The organism is Micromonospora sp. WMMC264 (genome assembly GCF_027497275.1).
Lineage (GTDB): Bacteria > Actinomycetota > Actinomycetes > Mycobacteriales > Micromonosporaceae > Micromonospora > Micromonospora chalcea.
Window position 1 is genome coordinate 2,391,307 of the sequence record NZ_CP114907.1, and the last position, 14,033, is coordinate 2,405,339.

The 14,033-nt window shown below is 72.2% G+C and carries 20 protein-coding genes; 16 read left to right on the plus strand and 4 right to left on the minus strand.

The genetic code is table 11. The annotated features are described in order from the left end of the window. The first annotated feature begins 58 nt into the window (after nucleotides 1–58). Nucleotides 59–241, plus strand: a complete 183-nt coding sequence (locus tag O7542_RS10015) for a hypothetical protein (protein ID WP_064445937.1) — start codon at nucleotides 59–61, stop codon at nucleotides 239–241. Between the two features lie 5 nt (nucleotides 242–246). Here the strand turns inward: O7542_RS10015 and O7542_RS10020 are convergent, their stop codons facing one another. Further along, entirely contained in the window at nucleotides 247–903 is a 657-nt protein-coding gene (locus O7542_RS10020) for a hypothetical protein (RefSeq protein WP_043323971.1), read from the minus strand. 127 nt (nucleotides 904–1,030) lie between these two features. Between O7542_RS10020 and O7542_RS10025 the strand changes: the two genes are divergently transcribed. After that, nucleotides 1,031–1,231 carry a hypothetical protein gene (locus tag O7542_RS10025; protein WP_043323973.1) on the plus strand — a complete coding sequence of 67 codons (201 nt, stop codon included), beginning with the start codon at nucleotides 1,031–1,033 and terminating at the stop codon, nucleotides 1,229–1,231. Here the strand turns inward: O7542_RS10025 and O7542_RS10030 are convergent. The 3 genes from O7542_RS10030 to O7542_RS10040 all read right to left on the minus strand — a co-directional run bounded on the left by O7542_RS10030 (nucleotide 1,228) and on the right by O7542_RS10040 (nucleotide 2,816). Beyond that, nucleotides 1,228–1,701 (minus strand): hypothetical protein, encoded by a 474-nt coding sequence (locus tag O7542_RS10030; RefSeq protein WP_113974167.1) that lies wholly within the window; start codon nucleotides 1,699–1,701, stop codon nucleotides 1,228–1,230. The genes O7542_RS10025 and O7542_RS10030 overlap by 4 nt on opposite strands. Then, nucleotides 1,698–1,907: a hypothetical protein gene (locus O7542_RS10035; protein ID WP_030503913.1), complete on the minus strand. Its 210-nt coding sequence runs from the start codon at nucleotides 1,905–1,907 to the stop codon at nucleotides 1,698–1,700. The genes O7542_RS10030 and O7542_RS10035 overlap by 4 nt, the downstream gene beginning before the upstream one ends. A gap of 69 nt (nucleotides 1,908–1,976) precedes the next feature. Next, nucleotides 1,977–2,816 carry a universal stress protein gene (locus tag O7542_RS10040; protein WP_187693231.1) on the minus strand — a complete coding sequence of 280 codons (840 nt, stop codon included), beginning with the start codon at nucleotides 2,814–2,816 and terminating at the stop codon, nucleotides 1,977–1,979. A gap of 128 nt (nucleotides 2,817–2,944) precedes the next feature. Between O7542_RS10040 and O7542_RS10045 the strand changes: the two genes are divergently transcribed. From O7542_RS10045 to O7542_RS10110, 14 genes are all read left to right on the plus strand, one after another. Beyond that, entirely contained in the window at nucleotides 2,945–3,691 is a 747-nt protein-coding gene (locus tag O7542_RS10045; RefSeq protein ID WP_281606085.1) for an SAM-dependent methyltransferase, read from the plus strand. Nucleotides 3,692–3,780: 89 nt separating this feature from the next. Next, a complete protein-coding gene (locus tag O7542_RS10050) occupies nucleotides 3,781–4,968 on the plus strand; it encodes a GAF domain-containing SpoIIE family protein phosphatase (RefSeq protein ID WP_043323981.1) in 1,188 nt (395 codons plus the stop codon). A 48-nt stretch (nucleotides 4,969–5,016) separates the two neighbouring features. Then, complete coding sequence (locus tag O7542_RS10055; protein ID WP_043323983.1) at nucleotides 5,017–5,487, plus strand: MarR family transcriptional regulator; 471 nt, start codon at nucleotides 5,017–5,019, stop codon at nucleotides 5,485–5,487. Between the two features lie 359 nt (nucleotides 5,488–5,846). Next, nucleotides 5,847–6,431: a CDP-alcohol phosphatidyltransferase family protein gene (locus O7542_RS10060; protein ID WP_176722888.1), complete on the plus strand. Its 585-nt coding sequence runs from the start codon at nucleotides 5,847–5,849 to the stop codon at nucleotides 6,429–6,431. Further along, nucleotides 6,428–7,384 (plus strand): DUF881 domain-containing protein, encoded by a 957-nt coding sequence (locus O7542_RS10065; protein WP_043323986.1) that lies wholly within the window; start codon nucleotides 6,428–6,430, stop codon nucleotides 7,382–7,384. Before O7542_RS10060 ends, O7542_RS10065 begins: the two co-directional genes overlap by 4 nt. Further along, nucleotides 7,381–7,713: a small basic family protein gene (locus O7542_RS10070; RefSeq protein WP_007071104.1), complete on the plus strand. Its 333-nt coding sequence runs from the start codon at nucleotides 7,381–7,383 to the stop codon at nucleotides 7,711–7,713. Before O7542_RS10065 ends, O7542_RS10070 begins: the two co-directional genes overlap by 4 nt. A 10-nt stretch (nucleotides 7,714–7,723) precedes the next feature. Further along, the gene (locus O7542_RS10075) at nucleotides 7,724–8,653 is read left to right on the plus strand and encodes a DUF881 domain-containing protein (RefSeq protein ID WP_043323991.1); all 930 of its coding nucleotides are present in this window, start codon (nucleotides 7,724–7,726) and stop codon (nucleotides 8,651–8,653) included. A gap of 54 nt (nucleotides 8,654–8,707) precedes the next feature. Next, nucleotides 8,708–9,088, plus strand: a complete 381-nt coding sequence (gene gcvH, locus O7542_RS10080; RefSeq protein WP_043330119.1) for a glycine cleavage system protein GcvH — start codon at nucleotides 8,708–8,710, stop codon at nucleotides 9,086–9,088. A 216-nt stretch (nucleotides 9,089–9,304) separates the two neighbouring features. Beyond that, nucleotides 9,305–9,757 carry an FHA domain-containing protein gene (locus O7542_RS10085; protein ID WP_030503922.1) on the plus strand — a complete coding sequence of 151 codons (453 nt, stop codon included), beginning with the start codon at nucleotides 9,305–9,307 and terminating at the stop codon, nucleotides 9,755–9,757. 50 nt (nucleotides 9,758–9,807) lie between these two features. Beyond that, complete coding sequence (locus O7542_RS10090) at nucleotides 9,808–10,509, plus strand: MerR family transcriptional regulator (RefSeq protein ID WP_176722889.1); 702 nt, start codon at nucleotides 9,808–9,810, stop codon at nucleotides 10,507–10,509. Between the two features lie 212 nt (nucleotides 10,510–10,721). Then, on the plus strand, nucleotides 10,722–11,186 hold the full coding sequence (locus O7542_RS10095) for a bifunctional nuclease family protein (protein WP_043330120.1): 465 nt from the start codon (nucleotides 10,722–10,724) through the stop codon (nucleotides 11,184–11,186). 218 nt (nucleotides 11,187–11,404) lie between these two features. Beyond that, nucleotides 11,405–11,992, plus strand: a complete 588-nt coding sequence (locus tag O7542_RS10100; protein WP_064446489.1) for a MerR family transcriptional regulator — start codon at nucleotides 11,405–11,407, stop codon at nucleotides 11,990–11,992. A gap of 437 nt (nucleotides 11,993–12,429) precedes the next feature. Then, nucleotides 12,430–12,819 carry a group 1 truncated hemoglobin gene (locus O7542_RS10105; RefSeq protein ID WP_069089632.1) on the plus strand — a complete coding sequence of 130 codons (390 nt, stop codon included), beginning with the start codon at nucleotides 12,430–12,432 and terminating at the stop codon, nucleotides 12,817–12,819. Between the two features lie 2 nt (nucleotides 12,820–12,821). Beyond that, the gene (locus O7542_RS10110) at nucleotides 12,822–13,988 is read left to right on the plus strand and encodes a globin domain-containing protein (protein ID WP_166457425.1); all 1,167 of its coding nucleotides are present in this window, start codon (nucleotides 12,822–12,824) and stop codon (nucleotides 13,986–13,988) included. Nucleotides 13,989–14,033 lie beyond the last annotated feature (45 nt).

Here is a 14,033-nt window from a genome sequence, read left to right on the forward strand (position 1 = left end):
CGGGGGACGGCCGCCCGATCCCCGCCCCGGGCGGCGCCGCCGGTCGTACGGTGCGGGCGTGAAGGACAGGGGACTGCGTACGTTCATCACCGTGCTGGCCGGACTGGCCGTGATCTACTTCGGCTTCTCGGGCAGCCGCGACAGCGGCGGGGAGGGCGGCGTCTCCGGCGGTGTGGTGCTGCTCGCGCTGCTCGCCTCGCTGCTGGCCTGGAACCTGACCAAGCCCGGGCCGGCCAAGTAGCACTCTCAACGGGCAGTGGCGGCGCTGCGGCTCACCTCGCCGGCCGACTCCTCGCCCAGCGCCACCCGCACCAGCGCCGACGCCAGCCGTCCGAAGTCGGCCTCGCCGACCAGCCCGACCAGGTCGCCGGGGCTCGCCGGCAGGCCCAGCCGTTTCGCCCCGGCCAGCGTGCGCCGGTCGGCGTACGGGCGCACGTCCGGCCACACCGACTGCGCCTCGCGCAGGAAGATGTCCGCCCCGGTGGGGCCGATGCCGGGGAACTCGGTGAGAAACCGGCGCAGCGCGGCCCGGTCGGCGCCGGCTTCCTGGTGCAGCCGGCGCAGGTCGCCGTGCCAGCGGTCCAGGCAGAGCCGGGCGCCGGTGCCGAGCATGGTCGCGGTCCGCTCGTCGTAGCGCCGGTAGTGGCCCCGGCCCAGCGCGTCGACCCGGTCCTGCCAGCTCGCCGCCTCCATCGTCTGCGGGGTGCGGTAACCGGCGGCGAACAGCTCCCGGGCGGCGGCCACCGCCACCGACGCCCGGATCCGGGTGCTCAGCAGCGTGGTGAGCACCAGCAACTGGTAGAGCGGGCCGGGCCGGTCGGCGAGGGTGATCCCCGCCTCCTCCGCGTACGTGCGGGACTGCCGGTCCAGCAGGGCGCGCGCGACGTTGCGATCGTCTGGCATCCATCCGGCTTACCCGTCCCGGCCCCGGCCAGACCCCCGCGCCGATCCGGAATGCGCCGGGCGGCGACGGGTACGCCTGTCTGGTGCGCGGCCGACGGCCGTGCGCCCCACCGGGAAGGAGAGAGCCGTGGTCAAGCCGCAGCAGGAGGAACTGCGCCGGAACGATCTCGGCGCCACCAGCCAGGACAGCCGCAAGACGGCCACCCAGGCGGGCGGCCGTTCGCGGAGCCGGGGCACGTCGAACGCCGACGCGGGACGACCCGTTCCGAAGGGTCAGGTGTCGCCGTACGGCCCGGCCGGTGAGCCGGTTGCCGACGACGAGAGCTAACCGCGAGCCGACGCCGGCCGCAGCCGCCGCCAGGTGGCTGCGGCCGACAGCCCGTACGCCAGGTGCGGGATCAGGTCGGAGACCCAGTCGGCGCGCCGCCAGGTACGCGGGTCGGTCACGCCCAGCACCGTCATCGAGCCGTCCGAGGTGGCCATCACCCCACCGCCGAGCAGCACCGTGGCCAGCGGCAACGGGATCCGCCGGTGTCCGGCGAGCAGACCGAACGCGGCCCCCGCGGCGATGCCTGTGGCGTACCCGAGCAGTGGCCCCAGACCGGAACGGCGGTTCGCCGCCTCGTCGCCGGGGCCCAGGTCGACGTGCGTGACGTCGGCCAGCCGTCCGGCCACCGACTCCGGGGTGCTGCTCGCCGGCCGCGCCCGCAGCGCCATGTCGAGGTAGGAGACCGCGTTGAGCACGGCGCTGCCGACGGCGCCCGCGATGGCGCCGTCGACGGCGGATGCCGCTCTCACTTCGGGTCACCCGGTTCCCGGTTGCCCTTGGGGCCGTAGGTCCGTTCGCCCCGGACCACGCCGCGTTGCCCACGGTCGTCCTGCAGGATCCGGTTGGCGACCTGGTTGGCCTCCTTGTCGGTGGCGCGCCCGGACTGCTCGACGAGGTCGCGCAGCCGTGCCCGTTGCTTGTCGTACGCGTTGCTGCCCGGACGGGGTCCTGCCATCACTGCCTCCTCGGGTCGCCGTCGGCTGACGAACCCGTCTACCCGCCCGGGCCGGGGCCAACCGTGCGCTCAGGCCGGGGCGCGGACGACAGCGACCGGGCACGCGGCGCGGTGCAGGATCCCCTGGCTCACCGAGCCGAGCAGCAAGCCGCTGAGCTCGCCGCGGCCTTGCCGGCCCACCACGACCAGTTGGGCGTCCCGGGACGCCTCGGTCAGCGCCGTGACCGGGCGGGCCCGCACCGCCTCCCGGTTGATCGGCACGTCCGGCCAGCGCTCGGCGACGCCGGCGACCGACTCGGCCAGGACCCGCTCCTGCTCGTCGGCCTGCGCCGACCGGCCGCCCGGGTGGGCGTGCAGCACACGCAGCGGGGCGCCGCGGTGGGACGCCGTTTCGGCGGCGAACTCGACGGCGGCGCGGGACAGCGCGGAGCCGTCCACCCCGGCCACCACCGGGCCGGTGTCGCGGGCGGCGCCCCGGGCCACCAGCACCGGGCAGTCGGCGTACGCGGTGACCTGCAGCGCGACCGAGCCGATCACCAGCGAGGCGAACCCGCCGAGACCCCGGTCGCCGAGCACGATCAGCGCGGCGGTGGGGGACTCGCCGATCAGCACGGCGGCCGCCTCCCCGTCGATGATCTCGCCGGTGATGCGCAGCCCGCGCTCCTGCGCCTGGGCCGCGTTGACCGCGTCGGCGACCAGTTGCTCGGCCTGGTGACGCAGGCCGGCGTGCGGCGGCGCCCCGGCCGGAGCGGCCACCGGTACGCCCAGCAGCGGCCAGATGAATCCGTGGACCACTCGCAGCGGCCGGTTGCGGCGGGCGGCCTCCCGGGCGGCCAGGAGCACGGCCCGGGTCGCCGGCTCGGAGCCGTCCACCCCGACCACCACGGCCGCACCGTCAGCGGAGTTCACCAGGTACCTCCTCGTGGCCGGCGCTCCCGCGGCCAGTATCGCGGCCGGCGGGACCGGCCCGGGGCGATACCGCGCCGGTCGCCCGGTCGGTACGCTGGCGGACAGCGCCCAGGGAGGGAGGCCCGTCGATGGATCAGCCGGACGGACCGAGCACCGCCCGCATGATCGACTACTGGCTCGGCGGCCGGCACCACCGTCCGGTCGACGTCGCCGCGGCCGCCGCGTTCGAGGCGGCGTACGGGCCCTGCGCGGCGATCTTCCGCTCGCTGCGCGGTTTCCTGGGCCGGACCGTGCGCGTCATGGCCGGCGACGGCGTGGACGGCTTCCTGGTCTTCGGTGCGGGCGTGCCCACCTGCGGAAACGTGCACGAGGTCGCACCGGAGGCGACGGTCCTCTACACCGACGTCGACCCGGAGACGGTCCGGCTCGGCCAGCGCCTGCTCGCCGGCAGTGACCGCGCCGGTTACGGCCACGGCGACGCCACCGACATCGGCACCGTCGACCGGGCGCAGCTGCACCGTTTCGTGCCGGGGTGGGGGAGACGGCCGGTCGGAGTGGTGTTCCTCGGGCTGGCCGCGTTCCTGGACGACGACACGCTCGCCCGTACGCTGGACGAGTTGTACCGGGCGGTTGCGCCGGGCAGCCGGCTGGCGATCGACTTCGACAGCGAGGAGCTGGCCGGGCATCCGCAGGCGCTGGCCATGATGGGCCCGGCGTTCCGGATGCGCGCGCCCGAGCGGTTCGCGCCGCTGCTGGGCCGCTGGCGTCCCACCGACGAGGGCGTCGTGCCGGTGGCCCGGTGGCGGCCCGAGGGTGAGCCGGAGCCGGTGCCGGACGCGTTCTACGGCGCGTTGGCGCTGCGGCCGGCGGACTGAGCCGCGCCGGTCGAGGCGGGCCGTTCGGCGGTCGGGGGTCCTTCGTATGATGTTTGCTCTGTAGCAATAGTCGTCATCGGAGGATGAGCATGCCGGAGGCGTCCGGATCGGTGTCACGTGCCCTGCGCACGGCGCCACCCGACCAGCTGGTGGAGACCGCGGACGCGGTGCTGCGCCAGACGCTCGGGGCCGCGCGGGCGGAGGTGTTCGTCGCCGACTACCGCGCCAGCGGCCTCTGGCCGGTGCTCGACCCGGACGTGCCCGACGGTGGCCCGTTGCCGGCACACACCGTGGCGCAACGCTGCTTCAGCAGCCAGGAGCCGGTCCTGGACATCATCGACGACGGCCGCTGCCGGGCCTACCTGCCGCTGTCGGTGTGGGGGGAGCGGCTCGGCGTCCTGATGGTCGAGCTGCCCGGTGACCCGGACGCGGCCACAGTGGAGGCGGCGCGGGACGCCGCCGGCGAGCTGGCCGTGGCCATCCGCGCGGCCGACCGGGAGACCGACAGGTACCGCCGCGCCCGGCGGCGGGAACGGCTGAGCATGGCTGCGGAGATGCAGTGGGACCTGTTGCCGGGGCGCAGCGTGCGCCACGGCGACGCGTTGCTGGCCGGGCAGCTCGAACCGGCGTACACGGTGGGCGGTGACCACTTCGACTGGTCGGTGGACTGTGAGCGGCTCACCCTCACCGTGCTCAACGGCACCGGCAGCGGGCTGGCCGCGTCGCTGCTCACGGCGATGACGGTGAACGCCATGCGCAACGCCCGGCGTTCCGGCGGCAGCCTGGTCGAGCAGGCGGAGCTGGCCTCGGACACCATCTACTACCAGCACCGGGGCGGCCGGCACGTGGCCACGCTGCTGCTGGAGCTGGACAGCCGCCGGGGCGTGGTGCGGGCGGTGGACGCCGGTTCCCCGCAACTGCTGCGGCTGCGGGGGAGGCGGGTCACCCCGATCGCGTTGGAGCAGCAACTGCCGTTGGGCATGTTCGCCGAGACCCGGTACGACGTGCAGGAGTTCACTCTGGAGCCGGGCGATCGTCTCTTCGTGGTCAGCGACGGGGTGTACGCGGCGGAGCCCGACGGGCAGGAGCCGTACGGCGTCCGGGCCATGGCGCGCGCGATGCGGGCTACTCGGCTGCAGCCGGCGACCGAGGCAGTTGGTACGGTGATGCGCGAACTGCATGCGTACCACGCCGACGCGGATCTCCGTGACGACGCGGTCGTCGTCTGCCTGGACTGGCGCGGTTCCGGCCGGTCCGACGACGTCACGGGGCAGTGATCGGGGCGGCGGAGCGAACACGAGCGGGACGATCGCAGGGGACAGCGGGTGGAGCGACCTCCGAATCTTGCCGCGGCCATCGAGTCGGCTGCCGAGGCGCTCATCGGTGTGCTCGACTCCGCGACCTCACGGCACACCGTCAGCGTCTCGCCGACGCAGCTGCGGGTGCTGTCGCTGATCGTGTCCCATCCGGACACCAACGTGAACCGGCTGGCCGAGCTGCTGGACGTGGTCCCGTCGTCGGCGAGCCGGCTCTGTGACCGCCTGGAGGCCGTCGGCCTGCTGCGCCGGGTGGCCGACCCGCGTGACAGGCGAGAGGTGCGCCTGATCCCGACCGCGGCGGCGGACACGTTGCTGCGCGATCTGCAGCAGCGGCGGCACCGTGCGGTCCAGGCGGTGCTCGACCGGATGCCCAACCGTGCGCAGCACGAGCTGCTGCTGGCGCTCGTGGCGTTCAGTCAGGCCGCCGCGGCGGTCGCGCCGCAGGCGGGCTCCGACTCCACCGCCCGCACCGCCTGAGTCCCACCCCGGCGCTGATCCTGACCAACGGCCGTGATGGTCAGCTAGTGTCCTAGGATGCCATAGCGGTTGTGACGGTCCCCACCCTCACAACACTGAGCAACGGCGCAGCGCGGCCAGCGGCCGAAGCGGGGGAGCCCGATATAGTGGCAGCGCAACTGAGCGGCCGGTGATCACCGGCCGCGTCGGGGGAGGTCCCAGCCCGGGATCACAGAGGGCGCCGGCGTCTGACCGGCCGGCAACGCGCACGTCCCTCCAGCGGCCGCTCGTCCGGCTGCCGGACCGTGCTGCGAAGGGAGGGTTCGGTGTCGCGTCGGCCGGCTCCAGCGGAGCACCCGGATTCCGGGGACGCCACGGTCGTGGGAGACCGCGTCCTCACGCTGCCCAACCTGATCAGCTTCGTCCGGCTCGTCGGCGTGCCGATCTTCCTCTACCTGTTCCTCGTGGTCCGCGCCGACGTCGCGGCCATCGTGGTGCTCGCCGTGGGCGGCACCAGCGACTGGGTGGACGGCTGGATCGCCCGCCGGCTGGGGCAGGTGAGCCGGCTCGGCGAGCTGCTCGACCCGCTGGCCGACCGGCTCTACATCCTGGCCACGCTGCTGGCCTTCACCGCGCGGGAGGTGGTGCCCTGGCAGTTCACCGGGGCGCTGCTGGCCCGCGAGTTGCTGCTGCTGGTCTCTCTCGGGGTGCTGCGCCGCTACGGCTACGGCCCGCCGCCGGTGCACTACGTGGGCAAGACCGCCACCTTCCTGCTGCTGGCGGCGTTCCCGATCCTGCTGCTGGCCGACGCCGTGCCGGACATCGGCACCGCGGCCGGCGCGATCGGCTGGGGCCTGGGCTGGTGGGGTCTGGTCCTCTACTGGGTGGCCGGCGCGATGTACGTGGTGCAGGCGAGCCGTCTCGTACGGCAGATGCGGGCGCGGCGCGCGGAGGTGGCGGCGTGACCGGGCCGGCGTCCGGCGACGCGGAGAAGGAGCGCGACCCGTCGAGCCGGGTGTACGCGCCGGACTTCCTGACCGAGCTGTTCCGCAATCCGCTGGACCCGGGGTACGGGGACGCGGCGGCGCGCCGGGCGGCGGGTGGCATGTCGCGGGTGCGGCAGGTGCTGGGCCGTCCGGTGAGCCTGCTCGTCCTGGCGGTGATCGGGTTCCTGTTCGCGGTGGCGTACCGGGAGACGATGGCGGAGGAGCCGAGCCGGGCGACGGCGCGGGCGGGGCTGATCGCCGAGATCAAGGGGCGTGAGGCGGCGACCGACCGGTTGACCGAGCGGGCCGAGCAGTTGCGCGAGGAGGTCGGCCGGCAGCGGGATGCGGCGCTGAGCGGTTCGCAGGCGTCCCGGTTGCGCACGCTGGAGGCGGGCACCGGTCTGGCTCGGGTGCGCGGTGACGGCGTGGTGGTGCGGCTGGCCGACGCGACGGCGGACCAGGACGGCGTGACCAGCGGGGACGCGGGCCCGTCCCGGGTGCTGTACTCGGATCTGCAGAAGGTGGCCAATGCGTTGTGGGCGGCGGGCGCCGAGGCGGTGGCGGTGAACGGCCAGCGGTTGACCGCGACGTCGACGATCCGGTCGGCGGGTGAGGCGATCCTGGTGGACTACCGGCCGGTGACGGGCCCGTACGAGGTGCAGGCGATCGGGCCGCGGTCGATGCGGGACCGGTTCAACGAGAGCCGGGCGGCGGCGCTCATGCGTGAGGTGGCGCGGACGACGGGGCTGTCGTTCGGGGTGAAGCGGGTCGACGACCTCACCTTGCCGGCGGCGCCGCAGCCGCGGCTACGCTACGCCGAGCCTTCGGTCAGTCCGAGTCCGCGTCCGTCGGGTTCGGGGGCTGCCGGTTCGTCGAGTCCCGGGTCGTCCGGCCCGGGTGGTTCTTCCAGCCCCTCGGGAGGTGGCCGATGATCGCGGTGCTGGCGTTGCTCGCCGGTGTGGTGCTCGGGGTGTATCTGGACCCCACGGTGCCGGCGGCGTTGCAGCCGTATCTGCCGATCGCGGTGGTGGCCGCGTTGGACGCGGTGTTCGGTGGGGTGCGGGCGAAGCTGGACCGGATCTTCGACGACAAGCAGTTCGTGGTGTCGTTCATCTCGAACGTGCTGGTGGCGGGGTTGATCGTGTACCTGGGTGACCAGTTGGGCGTGGGTGGTCAGTTGTCCACGGGTGTGGTGGTCGTGCTCGGGGTGCGCATCTTCGGAAATGTGGCGGCGATCCGTCGGCACCTGTTCCGGGCGTAGGTTTGTGGCGATGAGTGAGGAACACAGGGAGACGGGGACGGGGTGGCCGCGTCCGGTGGAGCCGGAGCGGCCGTCGGGTCCGGCGGGTGAGCCGGATCCGCGCCCGGACGCGCCCGATCCGGACGAGTTGAGCCCGTTGGCGCCGGTGGAGCCGGCGCCGGATGAGTCGTCGGAGCCGGCGGAGCGGGAGGCGGTGCCGGAGTCCGAGCCGGAGCCGGGTGCGGTGGCGCGGCCGTCGCGGTCGCGGCGGTTCTCCTCGGCGGGTCTGATGATCGCGGTGCTGCTGGCGTTGCTGGGTTTCACGCTCGTGGTGCAGTTGAAGACGACGTCGACGGATCCGACGCTCGCGGCGACGCGGGAGGAGGATCTGGTGCGGATCTCGTCGGATCTGGATTCGCGGGAGCGGCGGCTGCGTCAGGACATCGACGCCCTGGAGGAGAGTCAGCGGCAGTTGCGCTCGGGTGAGCAGGGTCGGCAGGCGGCGCTGGAGGAGGCGACGCGGCGGGCGGACGAGCTGGGCATCCTGGCGGGTACGTTGCCGGCGGTGGGTCCGGGGCTGGAGGTGCGGTTCTCGGGGCCGGCGAAGGCGGTGTCGTCGACGCGGATCCTGGACGCGGTGCAGGAGCTGCGGGGTGCGGGCGCGGAGGCGATGCAGATCCAGGGCGCTGATGGTTCGGCGGTGCGGATCATCGCGTCGACGTATTTCGTGGACGGGGCCGATGGTGTTCTGGTGGTGGACGGGCGGCGGTTGACGGGTCCGTTTACGATCATGGTGATCGGGGATCCGGCGACGATGCGTACGGCGTTGAACATTCCTGGCGGGGTGGTCGCATCGGTGCGGGACGGCGGCGGTAACGTGACCTCCGAGGATCGTGAGGTTGTGGAGGTTTCGCAGCTGCACGCGCCGATCAAGCTGGACCACGCGCGGCCGGTTTCCTGACCGGGCGCGGCCGCGCCGGTTTTTCCGGTGCACCGATGACGAAGGACGCAGTTGGTGATTCCTGAGGATCTGCGGTACACCGCCGAGCACGAGTGGGTGGTCGGTGGTGACGGTGGTGTCGTCCGCGTCGGTATCACGCACTTCGCGCAGGACGCTCTGGGTGACATCGTGTTCGTGCAGCTGCCGGACTCCGGTTCGGTGGTGGCGGCGGGCGAGTCGCTGGGCGAGATCGAGTCGACGAAGAGCGTGTCGGAGATCTACGCGCCGTTGAGCGGCACGGTGGCGGCGCGCAACGAGGCGCTTGCCGACACCCCTGAGGTGATCAACACGGATCCGTACGGTGCGGGGTGGTTGGTGGAGATCACTCCGGATGATCCGGCGGCGGTCGAGGGGTTGTTGACCGCTGATGCGTACCGCGAGCTCACCGAGAGCTGAGTTCGTGCTGTTCCGGGCGGCGGCGTGGTTCCGCGCGTCCGGTTGCCCTGCATTTCGGCGCTGGCTAGGCTCGCCCAGTCGACCGAGAACCAATAGTTTGAGCGTTGCGGAATGCGCCTTCCCGGGCACGGGGAGCCAGCCGCCGGGTGTGGTGTTGCCCGGCGGCCAGACCCGCCATTTCCTGACGCCGACCGAACAGATCCGTGAGGTGGTCCCATGACGCGCCCAGACGACGAGTTCCCCCCGCTCGACGTCACTTCGACGCTCAATCTCGGTTCGCTCGACGAAGTGCTGGAGGGGCCGGACACCGATGTGGTGCCGAGCCGGATGTCCGGTTCTTTGCCGCCGGGTATGGCGTTGCTGGTGGTTCGCCGGGGTCCGAACGCGGGCGCCCGGTTCCTGTTGGACCACGACGTGACGACGAGTGGGCGGCACCCGGACAGTGACATCTTCCTGGACGACGTGACGGTGTCGCGTCGGCACGCGGAGTTCCACCGGGACGGTGGGACGTTCACGGTGCGGGATGTGGGCAGCCTGAACGGCACGTACGTGAATCGTGAGCGGGTCGAGGCGGCGACGTTGAGCAACGGTGACGAGGTGCAGATCGGTAAGTTCCGGGTGGTGTTCATCGCCGGTCCGCGCCCGGAGGGTGAGGCCGGCCGGGGGTGAACGAGCCTGCGGCTTCGACGCCGTCCGGGGCTGGGCGGGCGCCTGCGCTGATGAGTATCGGCGAGGTGCTGGCTCAGTTGCGGCCGGAGTTTCCGGACGTCACGATCTCGAAGTTGCGGTTCCTGGAGGCCGAGGGCCTGGTGGAGCCGCAGCGGACGCCGGCGGGTTATCGCAAGTACGGCTGGGACGATGTGGCGCGGCTGCGGTTCGTGTTGACCGCGCAGCGGGATCAGTATCTGCCGTTGCGGGTGATCCGGGAGCAGTTGGCCGAGTGGGACGGTTCTGGTCCGTCGCCGGGGCGGGGGCGGCCGAATCTGGTGGCTGTGGGTCCGGGTGGTGAGGTGCCGGGCCGGGAGCCGGTGGATTCGGTCGAGTCGTCGGAGGTGCGGCTGGACCGGGCGGGGCTGATCTCGCGTAGCGGCGTGGACGAGTCGACGCTTGCGGAGTTGGAGCGGCTCGGTGTGCTGGTGTCGGATCCGCCGGGGTGGTACGACGCGGATGCTTTGATCATCGCGAGTGCGGTGGCGGGTCTGGCGGCGTACGGGTTGGAGCCTCGGCATCTGCGGGCGTACCGGTCGGCGGCGGATCGTGAGGTTGGTTTGTTCGCGCAGCTTGTGGCGCCGTTGGCGCGGCAGAGTGATCCGGCGGCGCGGGCTCGTGCGGCGGAGACGGCGCGGGAGCTGGTGGCGTTGTCGCAGCGGTTGCACGCGGCGTTGGTGCGGGTGGGGCTGCGGTCGACGTTGGGCCGGTGAGGTTGTCGACGAAGGGCCGGGTGTCGTGGACGCCCGGCCCTTCGTCGTGGGGTGGCGCGGAAAGATCTGGTCGGGGGAGCGTGTCGTAGGCTTGCCGGGGTAAGCCCTTCCGGCGAGGCGTGGTGCACGTAGCGTGTGGGACTCCTGTGTCCTGGTCCGTGTACCGTGCAGGGAGGGGCGCGGTGCAAGGTGACGACGACACGGAGGCGGCGGTGCGCGAGCTGAGCGTGGTCGGAGTTCGGGTGGAGTTGCCGAGCAACCAGCCGATCGTCCTGCTGCGGGAGGTCGAGGGGGACCGCTATCTGCCGATCTGGATCGGCGCGGTCGAGGCGACGGCGATCGCTTACGAGCAGCAGGGGGTCAAGCCGGCCCGGCCGTTGACGCATGATCTTCTGCGGGATGTGCTGGCGGCGTTGCAGGCGCCGTTGCGGGCGGTGGAGATCACCGAGTTGAAGGACAACGTTTTTTACGCGGATCTGCTGCTGGGTGACGGGGTGCGGGTGTCGGCGCGGCCGAGTGACTCGATCGCGTTGGCGTTGCGGGTCGGCGCTCCGATTCGTTGTGCGGAGCAGGTCCTCGGCGAGGCGGGGATCGTGATTCCGGACGAGCAGGAGGACGAGGTGGAGAAGTTCCGGGAGTTCCTGGATCAGGTGCGTCCGGAGGACTTCGCGGGTTGAGGTGTGCCCGGCCGGGTGGCCGGGGTCGGCGCGGCGGTGGTTGTCACTGTGGGTGATGGCTGGCCGCCGTGTGTCGTTGGTGCCGGGCGGTCGCGCGGCGTGTCGCGGTGTCTCCTGCGGGTGAAGTGCGGGCGGCGGCGATAGGGTTGCCGTGTCGAGGGGTGCGCGTGACGGGGAGTCGGCGCGGCACCGCCACGGACGCGGGGAGGTTGGTCCGGATGCACGAGCCGCGGGATCCTGGTCCGGGTGCGGAGCAGCAGGCGGGTGTGGGGCCTGAGTCGGTCGGTGACGGTGAGGTCGGCTACCGGGGTGTGACCGCGTGTTCGGCGGTGGGCATCAGTTACCGGCAGTTGGACTACTGGGCGCGTACGGCGCTTGTGGTGCCGAGTGTGCGTGATGCTTCGGGTTCGGGGACGTCGAGGTTGTACTCGTTCCGCGACCTGGTGGTGTTGAAGGTCGTGAAGCGGCTGCTGGACGCCGGGGTGTCGTTGCAGAACATTCGGAAGGCGATCGAGGCGTTGCGGTCGCGTGGGGTGGATGATCTGGCGGGCATCACGTTGATTTCCGACGGGACGACTGTGTATGAGTGCCGGTCGCCGGAGGAGGTGGTCGACCTGTTGCAGGGCGGCCAGGGCGTGTTCGGCATCGCGATCGGTGGGGCGTTCAAGGAGATCCAGGGTTCGTTGTCGCATCTGCCGGCGGAGCCGGTGGGTGGGCAGGAGCCGGCTGCTCCGGCGGTGGAGCCGGAGGCGGACGCGGTGGGTGACGAGCTAGCGGCGCGTCGGGCGCGGCGCCGGGCCGGGTGACCTGCGTCGCGTCTCGTTGACGGGATCGCGCCGCGCCCGAAAAGGGTGCGGCGCGATTCGTGTTTTGGTGACGGGGTGTGCTGTGCGCGGGCCGGGCGGGCCCGGTCCGGTGGTCGGGCGCGGCCCGGTCGGTGTATCCGCAGGTCGCGGCTGGTCGGTGCGCAATGTCCGAAAGGGACGGTACGCGTTGTGGGTTGACCGGGGGTGCTCGGCTGACTGCGGTGTGTTCATCGAATTCGCGGCTGTTGTTGACTGTCCGTAGTTGACGGTTCTCGGGATCGGGACAGGGGCGGCGTGAAGCGTGGTGGGGGGCGCGCTATCGTCCGTTCCGATCGTCGGCGTGTCGACGTCACGGTGGAACGCTGTGTGACTTCGCGCGCCGGACGGTGAGCCCCTGACGCGGCGCTGCCCGCGGACCCCTGGTGGAAGGACCGAGCATGACGGTGACGAGCGAGACCACCCCGATCTCCCATTACGAGCGCATCGGCGGCGCGGCGGCGGTGAAGGCCGCTGTGGAGTTGTTCTACGACAAGGTGCTGGCCGATGCGGATCTCGCGGGCTACTTCACCGGGGTGGACATGGTGGAGCAGCGGCGGCACCTGGCGCTCATGCTGGCGGTGGTGCTCGGTGGGCCGAACGAGTACGCCGGCCGTGGGCTGGCCGAGGCGCACCAGCCGTTGAACATTCCGGGTGAGCACTACGCGAAGGTCGGTGAGCACCTGACGGCGACGCTGGTGGAGCTGGGCGTGCCGGCCGACGTGATCGCCGACGTGCAGGTCGTGCTCGGGCAGGTCCGCGATCAGGTCGTGTCGGCGGGGGATGCCTGAGCGTGGACGCGGCACGGCTGAAGCAGAGCTGGTCCCTGGTCGCCGCGCACGGCGACCAGGTGCCGCTCTACTTCTATTCGACGCTGTTCCTGGCGCATCCGGAGACCCGGCAGATGTTCCCGACGAACATGGCCGGGCAGCGGGATCGTCTGGTGGCGGCCCTGGGGCATGTGGTGTCCCACGTGGACCAGGTGGATCAGCTGGTCGGGTTCCTGCGGGACCTGGGCGCGGATCACCGGAAGTTCGCGGTGCGCGCGGAGCACTATCCGGCGGTCGGTGAGGCGCTGCTGGCGACGTTGCGGCATTTCTGCGGTGAGGCGTGGACCGACGAGCTGGCGGCCGACTGGACCGCGGCGTACGGCCTGGTGGCGCAGGTGATGACCGACGGGGCGCAGGCGGCGGAGTCGCAGTCGCCGCCGTGGTGGGTGGCGGAGGTGCTGTCGCACGAGCAGCGCACGTTCGACGTGGCGGTGCTGACGGTGCGCCCGCAGTATCTGCTGCCGTTCAGGCCGGGGCAGTCGATCGGGGTGTCGCATCCGGCGGTGCGGTCGTGGCGGTACTACTCGCCGGCGAACGCGCCGCGTTCGGACGGCACGGTGGAGTTGCACGTGCGGGCCGCGCCGGGTGGCGTGGTGTCGTCGCGTCTGGTGTACGGGTGCGCGGCGGGTGATCAGATCCATCTGGCGTCGCCGGTGGGGGAGCGGTTGACGTTGTGGCAGGCCGGGTCGTCGGATCTGCTGCTGTTGGCCGCCGGGACCGGCTGGGCGCCGGTGAAGGCGCTGGTGGAGCAGGTGGCGGCGGAGGGTTCCGGGCGGCGGGTCGACCTGTATGTGGGGGCCCGTTCGCGTACGGAGTTCTACGACAGTGAGGCGATCGACAAGTTGGCGGCGACGCATCCGTGGTTGCGGGTGTCGTACGTGGCCGGATCGGATCCGCAGCGGCCGGGGGAGATGGTGCGGCTGGCCGACCGGGTGCTGGCCGACGGGGACTGGCGGTCGAGGCACGTGTATGTGTGCGGGTCCGACGAGATGGTCGCTGATTCGGTGGCGGCGCTGACCGCGGCGGGTTACCAGCCGGGCCAGCTGCACCACGAGGGTTTCGGCAAGCACTGGTACGGCCCGTCCTGGCGGACGGTGGCCGGTTCCGAGGGAGCAGAGGTGATCCGGTGAGCGCGAGGAGTGAGCCGGGGTTGCGAGCCCCGCAGTCGCGAACAG